Below are 16,825 nucleotides of genomic sequence, written 5' to 3'. Positions count from 1 at the left end.
CCGACCCCCGGTGTAACCCGCAGGGGGTTACGAATGTCTTTATACTACCGCTATTGCGCGGCCTGCTGATAAGCCAGCGGCAGGCTGATGCGAAACGCCGCGCCGCCCTGCCCGGGCAGATAGGCAATCTCTCCGCCCAGACGTTGCATGATCTCGCGGCAGATCGCCAGACCCAGCCCGGCTCCACCGGCCTTGTCCGAACCGACGCGGGCGAATTTCTCGAACACCATCGATTGCGCGTCGGGCGGGATACCGCTGCCATTATCGACGAAATCCACCACCATCTGGCCGCCCACATCATGGGCGGAAATGGTCAGCACAGGCTCTGCCGCGTCACAGTATTTCTGCGCATTCGAGATCAGGTTGATGAACACCTGCCCCAGACGGTCCAGATCGGTATGCAACGCCATCCGTTCCGACGCCCGCGTGCGCCGCACCTGCAACGTCGCGCCGCCGCCCGTCAGCGCACTTGACACCGCGCGGTCCAGCACCGCGCGCAAGGTGCCGTCGCCCATATTCAGACTGACTTGCCCGCTTTCCAGGACGCTCAGGTCCAGCAGATCGTCCAGCAGGCGTGTCAGACGCAGCGCCTCATCATGGATGATGGCCGCGTATCGGGTCTGTTCATCCGCGCTAAGCCCGTCCGTATCCCGCATGATCTCGGAAAACGCACGGATCGAGGTCATGGGCGTGCGCAACTCATGGCTGACCTGACTGAGGAACGCGTCCTTTTGCATCGACACCTGCGTCAGCTTGGCATTCGCCTCGCGCAATTGCCGGGCGGTGCGGCTAAGCTCGGCTGATTTCGCCTCTAACTGGCTGGAATATTCCAGCATCTGCGCAGATTCGTCGGCCACAGCCAGCAGGTCCTCGACCGAGACAGAGGCCCCGCCGACGATCTGCCCGATCATCGCATGCGCCGTGGCCGCACCGACCGAGCCGCTCAGTTCGCGTTCCAGCCGTTGCAGAAAGCCCGGGGTGGGTTCCGGCAGCCGCCCGGGGCGGCCGTTCTGACGCTCGGCTTCGGCCTGAAAGAACTCCTGCGTAGGGGTCGGGCCCAATATCCGCTGGGTCATGATCATCAGATCTTCGCTTTGGGCCACCGACCCTGTCCAACCACGCGGTGCGACTGAGTGGTCAAAGACGTTGACGAATTGCGCGCCCTGAAGCCGTTCCATCGGGCTGGGGAAACTCAGCAACGAGGCCAAACAAAACGCGATGGTGTTCAGCAGCAGCGACCACATCACCGTATGCACCATCGGGTCAATCCCTTCGATCCCGAACAGCGCCTGCGGGCGTAGCCAACCCCAGCCGAAGGGACCGTGTTCAATGACCGAATGCGGGATGATCCCACCGTCCATGCCCGGCAGCAATAACGTGTAAATCCACAGGCCGAAGCCGACGCTCAGCCCCGCCAGAGCACCTGTTCGCGTGGCCCCACGCCAGAACAGGCCACCCACCAGCGCGGGCAGGATCTGCGAAATCCCGGCAAAGGCCACCAACCCGATCGAGGCCAGCGCAGCGCCGCCGCCCGACAGGCTGTAATAGAAATAGCCCAGCGCCATGATCGCGGCGATGGACACCCGCCGGGCCAGCAAAACGATGGTCCGCACATCGCCCGGAACCGCACCCGGGCGGTCCTGCGTGTTCAGCCAGATCGGCATGACCACGTGGTTCGACACCATCGTCGACAGCGCCATTGCGGTCACAATCACCATCGAGGTAGCCGAAGAGAACCCACCGATGAAAGACAGCACCGCCAGCCCGTCATTGCCCTGCGACAGCGGCACGGTCAGCACGAACAGGTCCGGATTCGACCCTTCGGGCAACAGGTCCAGCCCGACCACGGCGATGGGCACGACGAAGAGGCTCATCAACAGCAGATACAGTGGAAAGGCCCAGGCGGCGGTGCGTAGATGGCTTTCGTCGTCGTTCTCGACCACCATGACCTGAAACATCCGCGGCAGGCAGACGAAGGCGGCCGCCGACAGGAAGGTGAAAGTGGTCCAGCGGCTGGCGTCCACATTCCACTGCCCGATTTCCGAGGCGTCAATCCGGTCCATCATCGGCCCCAGCCCTCCGGCGATGCCCCAGACCACGAAGATGCCCACCGCCAGCAGGGCCACCAGCTTGACCACCGCCTCTAGCGCGATGGCGGTGACGACGCCGTGGTGACGCTCATTCGCGTCCAGATTGCGGGTGCCAAACAGGATGGCGAACAGGGCCAGACCGGTGGCGACCCAGAAGACGCTGGAGCCTTCGCGGTAAAGCCCCGTGGGGTCCGCCTCGGCAAAGATCGAAAAGGACAGGGTGATCGACTGCAATTGCAGCGCGATATAGGGCGTACCGCCCAGAACCGCTAGAATGGTGACGCAAACCGCCAGCGTGTTGGACTTTCCATAGCGGGACGAAATCAGGTCGGCGATTGAGGTTACCCTTTGGCTGCGTGCCACGCGCACCAGTTTGCGCAGGCCCCACCACCATCCGACCATGACAAGCGTTGGGCCCAGATAGATGGTGACGAACTCCAACCCCGACCGCGCGGCGTTGCCGACAGCGCCGTAAAAGGTCCAGGCGGTGCAGTAGATCGACAGCGATAGCGTATAAATCAGAGGGGAACGTAACCACTTGCCCTTCCCCACCGCCGCCATCCGGTCGGCAGCAAAGGCGACACCGAACAGCAGCACCACATACCCGAGACAGACCAGAATCAGGACATTCAGCGTGGCCATTGATCCGCCTCCGGCGCGGAGCCATCGCGCGTGGACAGACGCCGGGCGGCGATGCCGAAAAGTACGGCAATCAGGATCAGAGCGCCCCAACAGGCAAAGATATAGAACATCGCCGAGGACAGGGGCACCGCGCCAGCCCCACCGCTGTCATCCGGCCACAACAGCGGCAGCGCCAGCATCGCAGCCCCCAGAAACGGCAGCAACCGCGCCGCATCGGCCAGCCTGCGACGGCGATAGCTTTGGCGTTCCAGAAAAACCGACGGGCGCGTCGGGGTTGGCTGTTCGTCGTCGTCCGGGGACGTCATGACCGCGATGCCTGCGCGTGCAGGTCACGCACGGCGGTCAGGACCTCGGCATTGGAAAAGGGTTTGGTCATGAACCGGCTGACACCGGCGCGCTCGGCCATTTCGCGGTCGCGGCTCTGGCCGCGCGCGGTCAGCATCAGCACCGGCAGCGCCTGCAACTCTGCGTGATCCCGCAGGTCGCGCAGGATATCCATGCCGCTTTTGCCCGGCAGCATCACATCCAGAATGACCAGATCAGGCCGCGCGGCCGCGATGACCTGTATCGCATCCGTGCCTTCGTCATGAGTTTCAACCTGCCAACCCTCGCGCGTCAGCAGAAAGCGGATCGCCTCGGTGATGTTGGGCTCATCCTCGATCAACAGAACCTTGCGGCTCATATTTACTGTCCTCCCCATGGCCGGTTGTGGGTCCGGCCACCCGTCGGGTCCAGACTAAGCGCTTGGCCCTGAGCCTGTCAAAAACCTTCGCTCAGAATCGATGGCTCGCGCCGGGCGGCGCAATCACGTTTCGGACAGACCCGGCAACTGGTCCCGGCTTGCGTCACGGGTTCCGGGGGCTGTGCCCCATCCCCGACCGGCAGCACCAGCATGACCGAGCGATATACGGGATCAGCCCCGAAGGTTTGGGCCGGTAGCGGCGAGGCGATGGCATAGCAGTCGAATTCGGCAGCGCTTCGGCCCAGTTGCACGACGCGCTTGCGGATCGGCACCAGCGGGCGGTTCAGCGCCGTGTAGACCGGCCAGAGCGGGCAGGCCTCGCCATAACGCGGCAGGGCGAATCCGGGGGTGGGTTTGTAGAACAAGACACTGCCCGAAGCGTCGCAGATCACCAGCCCAGCGGGGCGCGAAAGGGTGCCTTCGGGCAGGAAGGCTAGCCGTCGCAGGACGGTCGCCAAATTGGTGGAAAACCTGATGGCCAGTGCCAAAGGGTCTGCTTCGCCGTCGTCGAGGGCTGCCAGAAACGGCTGTAGCGGCAGGGCCTGCGCGTCAGAGGCACAGGCTTTCAGGACGTCCCCGGCGATTGATCTGGCTGCCGAGTCTAGAGCGTCTAATGCAGGTGCAGATCCAGCTTCGACTTCCGGGAAGTGGAACCCATGTTCGGCAAAGAACGCCTCGACCACATCCAGCGGGACGCCGCGCCGGTCGCCCTGCCCGTCGCTGTCATCCAGAAACGCCACCAGAGCCTTGGAGCTTTCGGCCAGACGTTCCGCATCCTGATGCAGGTTCCGGTGGAACCGGTTGCGCCATTCGGCGTCGATCTCGCCCGGTTCGGCCAGAATCGCCGCGGTGGACCGGATGGCGGCGGCGGTCGACAGAACCTCATGCATGGACGCCGCCAGATGCGGATCGTGGGTCAGCCGGTCCGACAGGGTTTCCACCGTGCGCTCCAGCGAGACCACCCGACGATGCATCTGCGCCAACACGCCGGACCAGCCGGGGAAACGACCGGCGAATTCCTCAAGCCCGTCCAGTTCCGCCTGCTGACCAACCGAATCCGCCGCAGCCTCGCGCAAAGCAGCGATCAGCGTGGCCTCGACACCTTGCGTCAGTAGCGATGGTTCGACCGACAGCGCGGCGGCGATATCAACCAGCAGCTTGCCCCCGATGCGGCGGCGATTGTGTTCGATCAGGTTCAGATACGAGGCCGAAATCCCCACCTGCCGCGCCAGCTCCGCCTGCCGCAGCCCCGCGATCTGCCGCCTTTCGCGTATCCGACTGCCGGTCAGCGTGTCGCGCATGATCCTCTGGCCCTTTTCTGGCGCGCACCCCGATCCGGGATGCTGTGGCTGAAGTTTTCAGAATAATATCGCAAATATTGGGGATTGCCCGTAAATTTTCAAACGAAGTTTACAAAGTTGACAACTGCCGCCCAAGGTTTCTGCAACGCCCCCTTCTCAATCCCTCAAATACGCGTCACCATAGGTATATGAGCGATCCTGCCTTCGAATATGCCCCCATCGGCCTTGTGGAACTGGAAAACCGCATCATTCGCCGCTGCAATCTGCAATTCGCCCGCACCTTTGGCGGCGACGAAGGTGAGTATCGCAACATGCCGCTGCTGCACCTCTACCCCTCGGTCGCGGATTGGGAACGCATCGGCGCGCGCAGCCTGCAGGTGATGCGCGACACCGGCTATTACACCGATGAACGGGTCATGCGGCGGCGCAATGGCGATCTGTTCTGGTGCCGCGCGCGCGGACGCTCGCTGACCCCAGACGACCCCTTCCGCCACGGCATCTGGAGCTTTACCGACATCTCGGAAGAACGGCCATTGGTTGAACTGACGCCCCGCGAGCGCGAGGTGGCGATCCTGTCCTGCCGGGGGCTCTCGGCCAAGGAAATCGGCGCGGAACTGGGCCTGAGCTATCGCACGATCGAAGCCTACCGCGCCCGCCTGCTGGAAAAATTCGGGGCCCGCAAGCTGCCCGAACTGGTAGCGAAACTGTCAGGAATGCCGCTGTAACAGCGACGCACCCCTGAATTTACGGTGAAACCCCATCTTTTCATGGTCAGACGGCGCTTTTCATGGCCGGGCGCATGGCTTATAACCCTGCGTAATCAGACCAAGCCCGCGCGAACAGACGGGCCATAGGGGAACCTTCGAGGACACTCATGACAGACACCAAACACGAAGCGGACGTGGCGTTCATCAAGGCACTGGCCGAATTGCTGCGCGAAAACGACCTGACCGAGCTGGAGGTTGGGCGTGAATATGGCGATGATGACAGCCTGAATGTCCGCGTCAGCCGAGTGGTGCAGGCTGCGCCTGCCCCCGTTCAGGTGGCCGTTCCTGCCGCAGCCGCACCGGTAGCTGCCGCTGCCGCCCCTGCCGCAGCGCCCGAGGCACCTGCCGCCGCCGAAGACCCGGCCAGCCATCCCGGCGCTGTGACCTCCCCCATGGTGGGCACCGTCTATATGCAGCCCGAACCGGGTGCCCCCTCGTTCATCAGCGTCGGCGCATCGGTGTCCGAAGGCGATACGCTGCTGATCGTCGAGGCGATGAAAACCATGAACCACATCCACGCGCCCAAATCGGGCACCATCAAGCGCATTCTGGTGGGCGACGGCGACGCCGTGGAATTCGGCACCCCTCTGGTCATTGTTGAGTAAGGCAGGCCCATGTTCGACAAGATCCTGATTGCCAACCGAGGCGAGATCGCCCTGCGTGTGATCCGTGCCGCGCGCGAGATGGGGATTGCGACGGTTGCCGTGCATTCCACCGCCGACAGCGACGCGATGCATGTGCGCATGGCAGACGAATCGGTGTGCATCGGCCCTCCACCCAGCCCGCAAAGCTATCTGTCGGTGCCCGCGATCATTTCGGCCTGTGAAATCACCGGCGCGCAGGCGATCCATCCCGGTTATGGTTTCCTGTCCGAGAATGCCGAATTCGTGCAGATCGTCGAGGACCACGGCATCACCTTCATCGGCCCCACCGCCGAACATATCCGCGTCATGGGCGACAAGATCACCGCCAAGGACACGATGAAGGCGCTGGGTGTGCCTTGTGTTCCGGGGTCGGACGGGGGCGTTCCCACTCTGGCCGAGGCCAAGCGCATCGGTGAGGAATTCGGCTATCCCGTCATCATCAAGGCCACCGCCGGCGGCGGCGGGCGCGGCATGAAAGTCGCGATGAACGCCGATGAGATGGAAAGCGCCTTCATGACCGCACGGGCCGAGGGCAAGGCCGCCTTTGGCAATGACGAGGTCTATATCGAGAAATACCTGACCACGCCGCGCCATATCGAGATTCAGGTCTTTGGTGACGGTAAGGGCAAGGCGGTGCACCTGGGCGAACGCGACTGCTCGCTGCAGCGCCGCCACCAGAAGGTGTTCGAAGAGGCCCCCGGCCCCTGCATCACCCCCGAAGAACGCGCCAAGATCGGCAAGGTCTGTGCCGATGCGGTTGCCAAGATCAACTATATTGGCGCGGGCACCATCGAGTTCCTGTATGAAAATGGCGAGTTTTACTTCATCGAGATGAACACCCGCCTGCAGGTGGAACACCCGGTGACCGAGGGCATCTTTGGCGTCGATCTGGTACGCGAGCAAATCCGCGTCGCCGCCGGAGAACCCATGTCCTTCGGGCAAGACGATCTTGAGATCAACGGCCACGCCATCGAAGTGCGGATCAACGCCGAGAAACTGCCGAATTTCTCGCCCTGCCCGGGCAAGATCACGGCCTATCACGCCCCCGGCGGTCTGGGCGTGCGGATGGATTCGGCGCTCTATGACGGGTACTCGATCCCGCCCTATTACGACTCGCTGATCGCCAAGCTGATCGTTCAGGGCCGCGACCGGGCCGAGGCGCTGGCACGGCTTGAACGCGCGTTGGGAGAGCTGATCGTGGACGGCATCGATACCACCGTGCCCCTGTTCCACGCACTGTTGCAGGAACCCGACCTGCACAGCGGTGACTATAACATCCACTGGCTGGAGCGCTGGCTTGCGGAGAATATGGCCGACTAAATCAGAAAGGCCGGGGGGCTTAGGCCCTTCGGCCTTCGGATATTCTGCATGAGCCTGTCCCCGGAACTTTTACTCCACGGCTATTCCATCGGCATCTTCCCGATGGCCGAGCACCGGGACGACCCGGAATTATTCTGGGTCGATCCCAAGTTTCGCGGTGTCTTCCCACTGGACGGGTTTCACATCTCGCGCAGTCTGGCGCGCCGCATCCGCAGCTGCGGCTACACAATCACCATCAATCGGGATTTCGACGGGGTTGTCGATGGCTGCGCCGACCGGGCGGATACCTGGATCAACCCCGAACTGCGCCGCCTGTATCGCCACCTGCACGGCACCGGCCATGCCCACTCGCTAGAGGTCTGGGACGGTACGGCATTGATTGGCGGTGTGTATGGCGTGGTGCTGGGCGCGGCGTTCTTTGGCGAAAGCATGTTCTCACGACGTACCGATGCGTCAAAAATCGCGTTGGCCTATCTGGTGGACCGTCTGTGCCAAACCGGCTTTGCCCTGTTCGACACGCAGTTCCTGACGGCGCATCTGGCCTCGCTCGGCGCTATCGAGATTTCCCGCGCCGCCTATCAAGTTGAATTGCGGCAAGCGCTGGAGGCCGGCGCGGATTTCGCGGCGGAGCTGAACCAAACCCCTCAGGGCGTCATACAGCGGATCACCCAGACATCGTAACGCGCATGATCCAGCGCATTCAGGGCCGGAGAGGTCGCGATCATCCAACCGTCGAACAATTGCTGGGCCTTATCCTGCTCCCAAATTGTCAGATAAGCGAAAGCGTCGCCGGTCGGGTTATCGACCGGATAGCGGCAATCGCCTAGCGCGACATCCAAGCCAAAGATCGTCTCGGTCTGCCCGGTCTGCACCTCGACATCCGCCGTCTGGCCGCTGACCTTGTCCAACCCGCGCAGCATCGCACCGGGGCCGGATTCGACCTTCTGCTGGGCAGCGGCGCCGGATGCCGCCAAAAGCAAAGCCGTCAGCAGCCCATATTTCATTCGCTGCCGTCCCCGGCCACAAATTTCACCAGCAGGGAAATCAGACTGACGGCGCCTTGCGTGTCTTCGACCTGATCCCCGGCCTCGAAATAGAAGGGCGATCCACCGGGCATAACCTCGACGAAATTCCCGCCCAGCAGACCTTCGGAAGAAATCACAATCGCGCTGTCATCCGGGATCAAAATGCCATCCGCGACAGAGAAACTGGTATCGGCGCGATAGGTGTCGGGGTTGAGCGTGACATCCGTCACTGTCCCGATCTTGACGCCCGCCAGACGCACATCGGTGCCCACACCGACGCCTTCCAGCGACCGGAAGGACGCACCCAGCTCATAGCCATTGCTGGCCTGCGACAGCCCCGTGGACTGGCTGGCATAGACGCCAAATGCGATGGCACCGGCAAGCACGACGCCGCCGACAAGAACTTCGGTCTTTGTATGTGTCGACATGGGGGTCTCGCCTATTCCGGGCTCCAGGCCTCGTAATCCGAACGCTCAACCGGTTCCGGCCGCCGCAGCGACCCGGCCGGAGCATAGGCCAGCGCGGTTCCGGTCAGGTTCTCCTGATGCGGCTTTTCCCACGATTTGTGGGACAGCGGCTTGTCGGTCGGTGGCTCATCCCAGGTGCGGTGCAGCCAGCCGTGCCAATCGGGATCGATGCGGCTTGCTTCGGCCTCACCATTGAACATCACCCAGCGTTTGCTGTCGTCGGCATTGCGGTAGAACACGTTGCCTTCGTTGTCTTCGCCAACCTTAACGCCCTTGCGCGCGGTATAAATCTGCGTGTTCAGGGTGCCCCCGTTCCACCAGGTCACGGCCCGCAAAAGAGTGTTCAGGATTCCCATCGGCTGCCTCCGGCATTTCTGTTCCCGAAGATATGGACCAAAGGCAGGCCAAGGTCCAGTACCACGAGGTCCCCCTGCGTCATTCCGGCAGGAAAGCGGTCACTTCGATTTCGATCCGGTATTTCGGATCGATCAACCCACATTCGATCATCGTAGCCGCCGGAGGGTTTTTCCCAAAGGTTTCGGCCAGAATGGGCCAGCACGGTTCAAACTCGGTCCGGTCCGGCAACATGTAAGTGACCCGCACGACATCGGAAAAAGAGGCCCCGGCTTCCGCCAGCGCCTTTTCGATGATCGCAAGGGCGGACCGACATTGTTCCACCGCATCCCGACCCTGCCCGACCGTTCCCGCAACATGAACCCAACCGCCTGCCACAACGGCGCGGCAATAGCCCACCTTGGTTTCAAATTCACTGCCGGACGATATCCGCTTCATTGCCTTGTCCCTGCCTGTATTGGATGGATTCTCAGCGAGGCTCTGCCTCGCGCTCCGGGATATTTGGGGCCAGATGAAGAATGGATCCCCTGCTTCATCTGGCCCCAAATATCCCGGGGGAGTCGCGGCTAGCCGCGGCGGGGGCAGCGCCCCCACGTGCCCCAAATAGGGGCACGGTATCTTCCAAGAGATATCAGCCTGCCGAAGCCGTTTCCTGGCCCGGCTCTGCATAAATCACCAGAGGTTGGGAGTCCGAGGTCACAGCCTCTTCGTTCACGACCACTTCGGTGACATTCTTCAGCCCCGGCAGTTCGAACATTGTATCCAGCAGGATATCTTCCAGAATCGACCGCAAGCCACGGGCGCCGGTTTTGCGTTCGATGGCTTTCTTGGCAATGGCTTTCAGAGCGTCATCCGTAAAGGCCAGTTCAGCGTCTTCCAACTCGAACAGGCGCTGATACTGTTTGACCAGAGCGTTCTTGGGCTTGGTCAGAATGGTGACCAGCGCGTCTTCGTCCAGATCCTCGAGCGTCGCCAGAACCGGCAGGCGGCCAACGAATTCCGGGATCAGGCCGAATTTCAGCAGGTCTTCGGGCTCAAGATCCTTGAAAATCTCGCCCACACCGCGTTCGTCATTGTCGCGCACATCCGCGCCAAAGCCCATGGCAGAGCCCTTGCCGCGCTGCGCGATGATCTTGTCGAGACCGGCAAAGGCACCACCGCAGATGAACAGGATGTTCGTGGTATCCACCTGCAGGAATTCCTGCTGCGGATGCTTGCGGCCACCTTGCGGCGGAACGCTGGCCACGGTGCCTTCCATCAGTTTCAGCAGCGCCTGCTGCACGCCCTCACCCGACACGTCGCGGGTGATCGAGGGGTTTTCGGATTTGCGCGTGATCTTGTCGACCTCGTCGATATAGACGATGCCGCGCTGCGCGCGTTCGACATTGTATTCGCTGGCCTGCAGCAGCTTGAGGATGATGTTTTCAACATCCTCACCCACATAACCGGCTTCGGTCAGCGTGGTCGCATCGGCCATGGTGAACGGCACATCCAGAATCCGCGCCAGCGTTTGCGCCAGCAAGGTCTTGCCGCAGCCAGTCGGGCCGATCAGCAGGATGTTGGACTTCGCCAGTTCGATATCGCTGCCCGCTTTCTGGGCGTGGTTCAGGCGCTTGTAGTGGTTGTGGACGGCAACAGACAGCACCCGCTTGGCGGTGGCCTGACCGATCACGTAATCGTCCAGCACCTCGCAGATGTCCTTAGGTGTCGGCACCCCGTCCGAGGATTTCAGACCGCTGGCCTTCGTTTCCTCGCGGATGATGTCCATACACAGTTCGACGCATTCATCGCAGATAAACACGGTCGGACCCGCGATCAGCTTGCGCACCTCATGCTGGCTTTTGCCGCAGAAGCTGCAGTAGAGCGTATTCTTACCGTCACCGCCTGAATTCGTCGCCATGTTCTACCTTTCGGACCCTATCCGAGCGGCCCGCCCCGGGCCGCGTTGCCGCCTTTGCCTGCAGCTTAGGCCAGCGCTGTGGCCGCTACAATCTCAAAATCATGCCCCGCACCCGTTGCGCGGGGATTTGAACCTAGCCTTCGTCGCCATCCATCTTGGCGCGATTCTCGACGATTTCGTCGATATGGCCCCATTCCTTGGCCTCTTCCGGGCTCATGAAATTGTCACGATCCAGCGCCTTTTCAACCGCCTTTTTGGTCTGCCCTGTATGGCGCACGTAAATGTCATAAAGGCGATCCTTCAGTTTCTGCGTCTCGGCCGCGTGGATCATGATGTCGCTGGCCTGGCCCTGATAACCGCCGCTGGGCTGGTGCACCATGATGCGGCTGTTGGGTAGCGAAAAGCGCATTCCCTTCTCGCCACCAGCCAGCAGAACCGACCCCATCGAGGCCGCCTGACCGATCACCAATGTGGAACATTTCGGCTTGATATACTGCATTGTGTCGTAAATCGACAAACCGCTGGTCACCACACCGCCGGGCGAGTTGATGTAGATCGAGATTTCCTTGCTGGGATTTTCCGCCTCAAGATGCAGCAGCTGTGCCACGACCAGATGGCTCATCCCGTCATGGATCGGGCCGTTGATGAAAATGATCCGCTCTTTCAGAAGGCGCGAAAAGATATCGTAGGCACGTTCCCCCCGGCTGGTCTGTTCGACGACCATAGGGACGAGCGTGTTCATGTAAGTGTCAACTGGATCGAACATTCTGGACCTGCCTGCTTTGCCATGGATCGGGACCATACCCGAGGAAATGTTACCCGAGTCTTAGTGCCGCCACCGGGGGGCTGCAAGGGGTGCGGCAGAGTTCAACGTATTCTGCTGCCAGCAAGGCGCAGATTACGCCCGATGCGCCGCTGTTTCCGGTCACGGAATCGTTGGGTGAAATTGATCGCTGAAAGCGGGCTCCATCACGCTATTTTGATCCGTTCATATAGAAATACATGCTCAAAACATGTACTTAAATGGTTCGCCGACAGGGTTGGTCCGCAACGCCGGATGCGCCCGCTGGACTTGTAAGGAATACGAAAATGGCCCTTCCTCAATTCTCACAGGATATGCCGATCCAGGACTTGGATCAGATGGTGGAAAATGCCACCCAGGCATCCAACTTCCTTAAGGCGATCAGCCATGAAGGGCGGTTGATGATCCTGTGCCATCTGACTTCGGGCGAGAAATCGGTCACCCAGTTGGAGGAATTGCTGTCCGCCCGGCAAGCCGCCGTATCCCAGCAATTGTCACGCCTGCGGCTGGAGGGGCTGGTAGTGCCCCGGCGGGAAGGCAAGGCGATTTACTACCGGTTGGCGGACGACCGGCCGCGTCGCATTCTCGAAGTGGTTCACGCGATGTTTTGCGGCGCTAAGTAACCCCTAATTCTGTCCCCCGAACTGCCTTTCCAAAACCAGTGGCTCTGGTTTCGGAAAACTGCTAACCAAAGCGGGACAGACATTAATGGAGTTACTCAATGATCCGCGCAATTCTTGTTGGACTGGCCCTGTTTTCCCTGACCGCCTGTGAAACCGCCAAAGGGGCCGGCAAAGATATCGAAAAGGCCGGTGACGCCATTCAGGGCGCCGCGACGGACGTTCAGGAAAGCCTCTGACCCTACCACAATATAGCGGGCAGGCATCAGCCACCCGCAATATCTGGTTGCAGCACCTATCAGAACGGGGTAATATCTGGGGTACAGGTGCATAGACGCGGCATTGCATCATCTGACACTCAGACGGGGTTCTTTTGCACATGCGAAAGAACCCCGTTCCCATCAGAAGGGTGATGAGTGGTAGCCTGTACGAACCCTGAAGTTCAAAAAGGAAAAGGCGTCAGGTGCGCAGACGCGGTCTTTGCATGTATCCTTGCGGACACCCCTGACGCCTTGCCGGTTCGACACGCCCCGAAGGCCGTCCCGATCCAGTTGCCCCGGCCCCCGAAGGAACCAAAGCCACCACGCCGCGCACTCAGTCGCGCCGCAGCACGCACCGACCTTCTGAGAGGCTGATCATCTGATCCGGACATGACGCCCAACTCAGCCGATTAACCACCGGTAAGTCATTGCAAAACGGGACAAATCCTAAAATCCGCCCTGATCGCCGCGACCCCCTAGGTCTTTGCGTCCCGCCCTGGTCCCGAGGAACCGTTGCGGTGATCAGACTGTTGCATCTGCCCCCTGATCCGACAAGAAAATAGCACTGCAGCATGAAAATTAGACGGGGATAAACTGTTGATATCCGGCGGGAGAGCGATGTGGATAACTCCAGAACCCACGAAACCCCGCGCGGTTGGGTGTGGAAAACCTCAAATCTGCCGACCGGCCCGGATTTTCGCCGATTTCTGCAGGTGCAAAGGTCTGGGTGCTGCGTTTCGCAGCCAAACCCACCTGCTTCGCGCCCCCTCAAGACGCAGGAGATCGAATCGTCAGAGCAGGATTCGCGGACAAATCAGGGCCGGACGGCGCGTCCACCCGCAATGACGCGCTGAAGGACCGCGTGGTTCGGCCCGGACATCGCCGCATCCCCAGGCCCGAACCTGTCACAGGCGGTGATCTGACCGCCCGGCCCGTCTCCTCCCCGAGGAGACTTGTATTGAGAAGCGCTCCGGCCCGGACGGGGTAACCTATTACGCTCTGCCCGAAGGACAGCCTGTACCCCCTACAACCGCCCGGGCCAGAGGCGCTTCAGTTCACCTGACGTTCCAGAACAGTGCTGTAGGTCGTTCCGTTCCGCAGGCTACGGAAATCGGCATAGATCCTGCCGTCCTCATACCGCGCATCGATCAACGCATTCGCGCCGATCACCAGGGGTGAGGTCTCAATGATCCCGATAGAGCCCGAGCCATCCAGACTGATCGTCCCGGTGGCCTCGTATTCATTCCATTCGGTATCGCCATCGCGACGCCACATGCTGGGACCCCAGAAGACATTGTCTTCCTGCATCTGGACATCCAGCATCCACTCGGCCTGATTGAACCGGGGCTGATCACCTTTGTAGTAATGGCTGGGCGCGACGGTTGTGTAAGACCCAATCCACGTGCCCCGCAGGTCCGGCGTGTTATCGGCCAAGGCGGCCGTTCCTAGGGTGAGGGTCGTGGCCAGAGCGGCTGCTCCGGCAGTCATATATCTGGTCATGGCTCTCTCCAGTGTTTTGGCCGTTGCTGGCCTGCTGAACAGATTGGGAGAGGGCGCGCCGGTTACAACTTACCTAAGGGAAACTTCATGATTGACTCATTCAATTGTAAGTATGCACTCTGCAATCAAAGAATACTCCAAGAGCACCCTCATCTCGTTGCAATCATTGATTTATTTTGATATCAAAACGACTGAAAAGAAACAGATTCCTAAGAGGATTGAATGAAGTCAATTGCATTTTTCAACAACAAAGGCGGCGTAGGAAAAACAACACTTCTCTGCAACGTTGCTGCATACTTTTCGTCTGAATACAACAAACGCGTCCTAATAATTGACGCCGACCCTCAGTGTAATTCAACGCAATACATACTTGACGATCATCAAGTAGATTTCTTCTACGAGCAGAGAAGGGGCTTCACACTATATGACATTATGGATCCCTTGTACCAAGGGTCCGGATATTCAGAGGATGCTAGATTCTATAGGGCTCAAAACTTTGGAGTTGGGCTTCTGGCTGGAGATCCGAGAATATCACTGATGGAAGATTTGTTGTCGGAAGACTGGGGAGCAGCTTCCGCAGGACGGCCAAGAGGAATCAAGACAAGTCTTGTTTTTAAAGACTTACTCTCAAAATGCACAGATTATGATCTTGTTTTCTTCGACGTGGGTCCATCGCTAGGATCAATCAATCGCTCCATTCTTTTGTCCACCGATTACTTTCTTAGCCCTCTGTCAACGGACATATTCAGCATTCGCGCTTCAGAGAATATTGCTACTTGGATGAAAAGCTGGCAGCGGCAATGGAGTAACGGCGTGGATACCGCCATATCCGGGGGTTATAAATTCGACAAAACATCTTCTGAAGTAAAATTTGCCGGATATGTAACTCAACAGTACGTCCAAAAGTCTGTTCGAGGAACGAAACGACCGGTAAAAGCATACGATCAAATTCTACAAACTGTTGACAAAAAGATTCGCGAACAATTTGGTAAGTTTACTCCAATTGCGGAAAGAAAAGACTACGACTTAGGCTCAATTCCTAATTTGTACAGCCTGATACCGATGTCACAACGGGCGCATGTGCCGATTTTCAAACTGAAGTCAGAGCACGGTGTAGTTGGCGCGCATTTCTCCAAAGTCGCGGAATCCAAAGAGCTCTTTCATTCAATTTGCAATAGAATACTGGAAAATATTGATGATTGATTGGCCGGACGAATTAGTCACCGACTTGGCTAGAAGAAAAGCAATTATCTTACTAGGTTCTGGTGTTTCTAAGCATGCAGAAGGGCGACACGGGATAAGACCACAAGATTGGAAAGGATTTTTAAAACAAGCATTGAACGATTGCCCCGCCGACGACGTTCAGCATATCGAAAAGGCTATCAAAGAAGGTGATTTCCTTCACGCCTGTGAGTGGTTGAAGAGCCGATACGACGAATCATGGCCAGCATATCTACGCAAGCACTTTCTGGAACAGGGTTATCAGCCCGGAGAAATACATCGTTTACTTGTCGCCCTCGACAGTCGAATTGTATTTTCCCTTAATTTCGACGACATCTATGAAAGATGCGCAAATCACCAGCACGCCGGCGCCCTTATCGTAAAAAGCTATTTTGATGATGACATTGGTGAAATATTGCGAGGCACTGGAAGGTATCTCGTTAAGGTCCATGGTGCATTAAACACTCCACAGTCTCTTATTTTCACACAGAAAGACTATGCACATGCAAGAATAAAACATGCTCAGTTCTATCAGGCCTTTGATGCTTGCCTGCTAACACACTCATTTTTGTTTGTAGGCGCTGGATATTCCGACCCCGACATAAATCTTGTTTTGGAGAATCAAAACTTTGGCTTTCCCCACTCTCGCCCACACTACTTTCTCACAAGTTCTGATTTGCCGGATGACAGGATCAGCTCCCTTAGGGCAAACAGGAATCTCAAAACAATAAAGTATGACAAAATCGACGATAACCACTCGGGGTTGGTCAACGAAATCAAAAACCTGGTTAGCTTGGTTGACGAAGAACGTCAGATAGTTCGCGACGAAACCAATTGGTAGCCATTCCATCCAATTGAAGGAAATGAATGTGGAATAAAATATATGTCTTGAAGATGGACAGTCCTAACTGTCCATCTTCAACGCCGAAATAAACGCCTCCTGCGGGATATCCACTTTCCCGAACTGGCGCATCTTCTTCTTACCCGCCTTCTGCTTGTCCAACAGCTTCCGTTTCCGCGTGGCATCCCCACCATAACATTTCGCGGTCACGTCCTTGCGCAGGGCCGAGAGGGTCTCGCGGGCGATGACCTTACCTCCGATGGCGGCCTGGATCGGGATTTTGAACATGTGGCGCGGGATCAGGTCCTTGAGCTTTTCGCACATCGCCC

The 16,825-nt window shown here is 59.0% G+C and carries 19 protein-coding genes and 1 pseudogene; 8 read left to right on the top strand and 12 right to left on the bottom strand.

The annotated features are described in order from the left end of the window. Positions 1-50: 50 nt before the first annotated feature. The 4 genes from MPJ51_RS12460 to MPJ51_RS12445 all read right to left on the bottom strand — a co-directional run bounded on the left by MPJ51_RS12460 (position 51) and on the right by MPJ51_RS12445 (position 4,775). A complete protein-coding gene (locus MPJ51_RS12460) occupies positions 51-2,732 on the bottom strand; it encodes an ATP-binding protein (RefSeq protein ID WP_298386982.1) in 2,682 nt (893 codons plus the stop codon). Then, positions 2,720-3,037 carry a hypothetical protein gene (locus MPJ51_RS12455; RefSeq protein ID WP_298386980.1) on the bottom strand — a complete coding sequence of 106 codons (318 nt, stop codon included), beginning with the start codon at positions 3,035-3,037 and terminating at the stop codon, positions 2,720-2,722. The genes MPJ51_RS12460 and MPJ51_RS12455 overlap by 13 nt, the downstream gene beginning before the upstream one ends. Then, the gene (locus tag MPJ51_RS12450) at positions 3,034-3,414 is read right to left on the bottom strand and encodes a response regulator (protein WP_298386978.1); all 381 of its coding nucleotides are present in this window, start codon (positions 3,412-3,414) and stop codon (positions 3,034-3,036) included. The genes MPJ51_RS12455 and MPJ51_RS12450 overlap by 4 nt, the downstream gene beginning before the upstream one ends. 77 nt (positions 3,415-3,491) lie before the next feature. Continuing rightward, positions 3,492-4,775, bottom strand: a complete 1,284-nt coding sequence (locus tag MPJ51_RS12445; protein WP_298386976.1) for a helix-turn-helix transcriptional regulator — start codon at positions 4,773-4,775, stop codon at positions 3,492-3,494. A gap of 188 nt (positions 4,776-4,963) precedes the next feature. Here MPJ51_RS12445 and MPJ51_RS12440 point away from each other — a divergent pair, with 188 nt between their 5' ends. The 4 genes from MPJ51_RS12440 to aat all read left to right on the top strand — a co-directional run bounded on the left by MPJ51_RS12440 (position 4,964) and on the right by aat (position 8,187). Continuing rightward, positions 4,964-5,500 (top strand): LuxR C-terminal-related transcriptional regulator, encoded by a 537-nt coding sequence (locus MPJ51_RS12440; protein ID WP_298386974.1) that lies wholly within the window; start codon positions 4,964-4,966, stop codon positions 5,498-5,500. Between the two features lie 149 nt (positions 5,501-5,649). Further along, the gene (gene accB, locus MPJ51_RS12435; RefSeq protein WP_298386973.1) at positions 5,650-6,147 is read left to right on the top strand and encodes an acetyl-CoA carboxylase biotin carboxyl carrier protein; all 498 of its coding nucleotides are present in this window, start codon (positions 5,650-5,652) and stop codon (positions 6,145-6,147) included. A gap of 9 nt (positions 6,148-6,156) precedes the next feature. Further along, positions 6,157-7,506, top strand: coding sequence for an acetyl-CoA carboxylase biotin carboxylase subunit (accC, locus tag MPJ51_RS12430; protein WP_298386970.1), 1,350 nt, complete (start codon positions 6,157-6,159; stop codon positions 7,504-7,506). A 48-nt stretch (positions 7,507-7,554) separates the two neighbouring features. Then, complete coding sequence (gene aat / locus MPJ51_RS12425) at positions 7,555-8,187, top strand: leucyl/phenylalanyl-tRNA--protein transferase (RefSeq protein ID WP_298386968.1); 633 nt, start codon at positions 7,555-7,557, stop codon at positions 8,185-8,187. Here the strand turns inward: aat and MPJ51_RS12420 are convergent. From MPJ51_RS12420 to MPJ51_RS12395, 6 genes are all read right to left on the bottom strand, one after another. Beyond that, the gene (locus MPJ51_RS12420) at positions 8,151-8,510 is read right to left on the bottom strand and encodes a DUF2155 domain-containing protein (protein ID WP_298386967.1); all 360 of its coding nucleotides are present in this window, start codon (positions 8,508-8,510) and stop codon (positions 8,151-8,153) included. The genes aat and MPJ51_RS12420 overlap by 37 nt on opposite strands. Continuing rightward, positions 8,507-8,959: an outer membrane lipid asymmetry maintenance protein MlaD gene (gene mlaD / locus MPJ51_RS12415; RefSeq protein WP_298386964.1), complete on the bottom strand. Its 453-nt coding sequence runs from the start codon at positions 8,957-8,959 to the stop codon at positions 8,507-8,509. Before mlaD ends, MPJ51_RS12420 begins: the two co-directional genes overlap by 4 nt. An 11-nt stretch (positions 8,960-8,970) precedes the next feature. After that, complete coding sequence (locus tag MPJ51_RS12410) at positions 8,971-9,354, bottom strand: NADH:ubiquinone oxidoreductase subunit NDUFA12 (protein ID WP_298386960.1); 384 nt, start codon at positions 9,352-9,354, stop codon at positions 8,971-8,973. Between the two features lie 79 nt (positions 9,355-9,433). Beyond that, positions 9,434-9,790: a RidA family protein gene (locus MPJ51_RS12405; protein WP_298386957.1), complete on the bottom strand. Its 357-nt coding sequence runs from the start codon at positions 9,788-9,790 to the stop codon at positions 9,434-9,436. Between the two features lie 193 nt (positions 9,791-9,983). Continuing rightward, complete coding sequence (clpX, locus tag MPJ51_RS12400) at positions 9,984-11,252, bottom strand: ATP-dependent Clp protease ATP-binding subunit ClpX (protein WP_298386954.1); 1,269 nt, start codon at positions 11,250-11,252, stop codon at positions 9,984-9,986. Positions 11,253-11,385: 133 nt separating this feature from the next. Beyond that, positions 11,386-12,018, bottom strand: coding sequence for an ATP-dependent Clp protease proteolytic subunit (locus MPJ51_RS12395; RefSeq protein ID WP_298386951.1), 633 nt, complete (start codon positions 12,016-12,018; stop codon positions 11,386-11,388). 323 nt (positions 12,019-12,341) lie between these two features. Here MPJ51_RS12395 and MPJ51_RS12390 point away from each other — a divergent pair, with 323 nt between their 5' ends. Both MPJ51_RS12390 and MPJ51_RS12385 read left to right on the top strand, forming a co-directional pair. Continuing rightward, entirely contained in the window at positions 12,342-12,677 is a 336-nt protein-coding gene (locus tag MPJ51_RS12390; RefSeq protein ID WP_298386947.1) for a metalloregulator ArsR/SmtB family transcription factor, read from the top strand. Positions 12,678-12,775: 98 nt separating this feature from the next. Then, positions 12,776-12,913 carry an entericidin A/B family lipoprotein gene (locus MPJ51_RS12385; RefSeq protein ID WP_298386944.1) on the top strand — a complete coding sequence of 46 codons (138 nt, stop codon included), beginning with the start codon at positions 12,776-12,778 and terminating at the stop codon, positions 12,911-12,913. 1,071 nt (positions 12,914-13,984) lie between these two features. On the opposite strand, the gene MPJ51_RS12380 is transcribed toward MPJ51_RS12385, so the two are convergent. Then, the gene (locus MPJ51_RS12380; RefSeq protein WP_298386941.1) at positions 13,985-14,434 is read right to left on the bottom strand and encodes a hypothetical protein; all 450 of its coding nucleotides are present in this window, start codon (positions 14,432-14,434) and stop codon (positions 13,985-13,987) included. A 222-nt stretch (positions 14,435-14,656) separates the two neighbouring features. Here MPJ51_RS12380 and MPJ51_RS12375 point away from each other — a divergent pair, with 222 nt between their 5' ends. Beyond that, the gene (locus MPJ51_RS12375) at positions 14,657-15,637 is read left to right on the top strand and encodes an AAA family ATPase (RefSeq protein WP_298386937.1); all 981 of its coding nucleotides are present in this window, start codon (positions 14,657-14,659) and stop codon (positions 15,635-15,637) included. Next, on the top strand, positions 15,630-16,496 hold the full coding sequence (locus MPJ51_RS12370; protein ID WP_298386934.1) for an SIR2 family protein: 867 nt from the start codon (positions 15,630-15,632) through the stop codon (positions 16,494-16,496). The genes MPJ51_RS12375 and MPJ51_RS12370 overlap by 8 nt, the downstream gene beginning before the upstream one ends. Positions 16,497-16,559: 63 nt before the next feature. On the opposite strand, the pseudogene MPJ51_RS12365 reads toward MPJ51_RS12370, so the two are convergent. Then, positions 16,560-16,825, bottom strand: a pseudogene (locus tag MPJ51_RS12365) (elongation factor 4); the annotation flags it as partial.

The sequence above is a fragment of the Ruegeria sp. genome (assembly GCF_028066395.1).
In the GTDB taxonomy this organism is placed as follows: Bacteria; Pseudomonadota; Alphaproteobacteria; order Rhodobacterales; family Rhodobacteraceae; genus Ruegeria.
The sequence above is the reverse complement of the archived record's forward strand: the minus strand, read 5'-3'. Positions and strand labels throughout refer to the sequence as shown.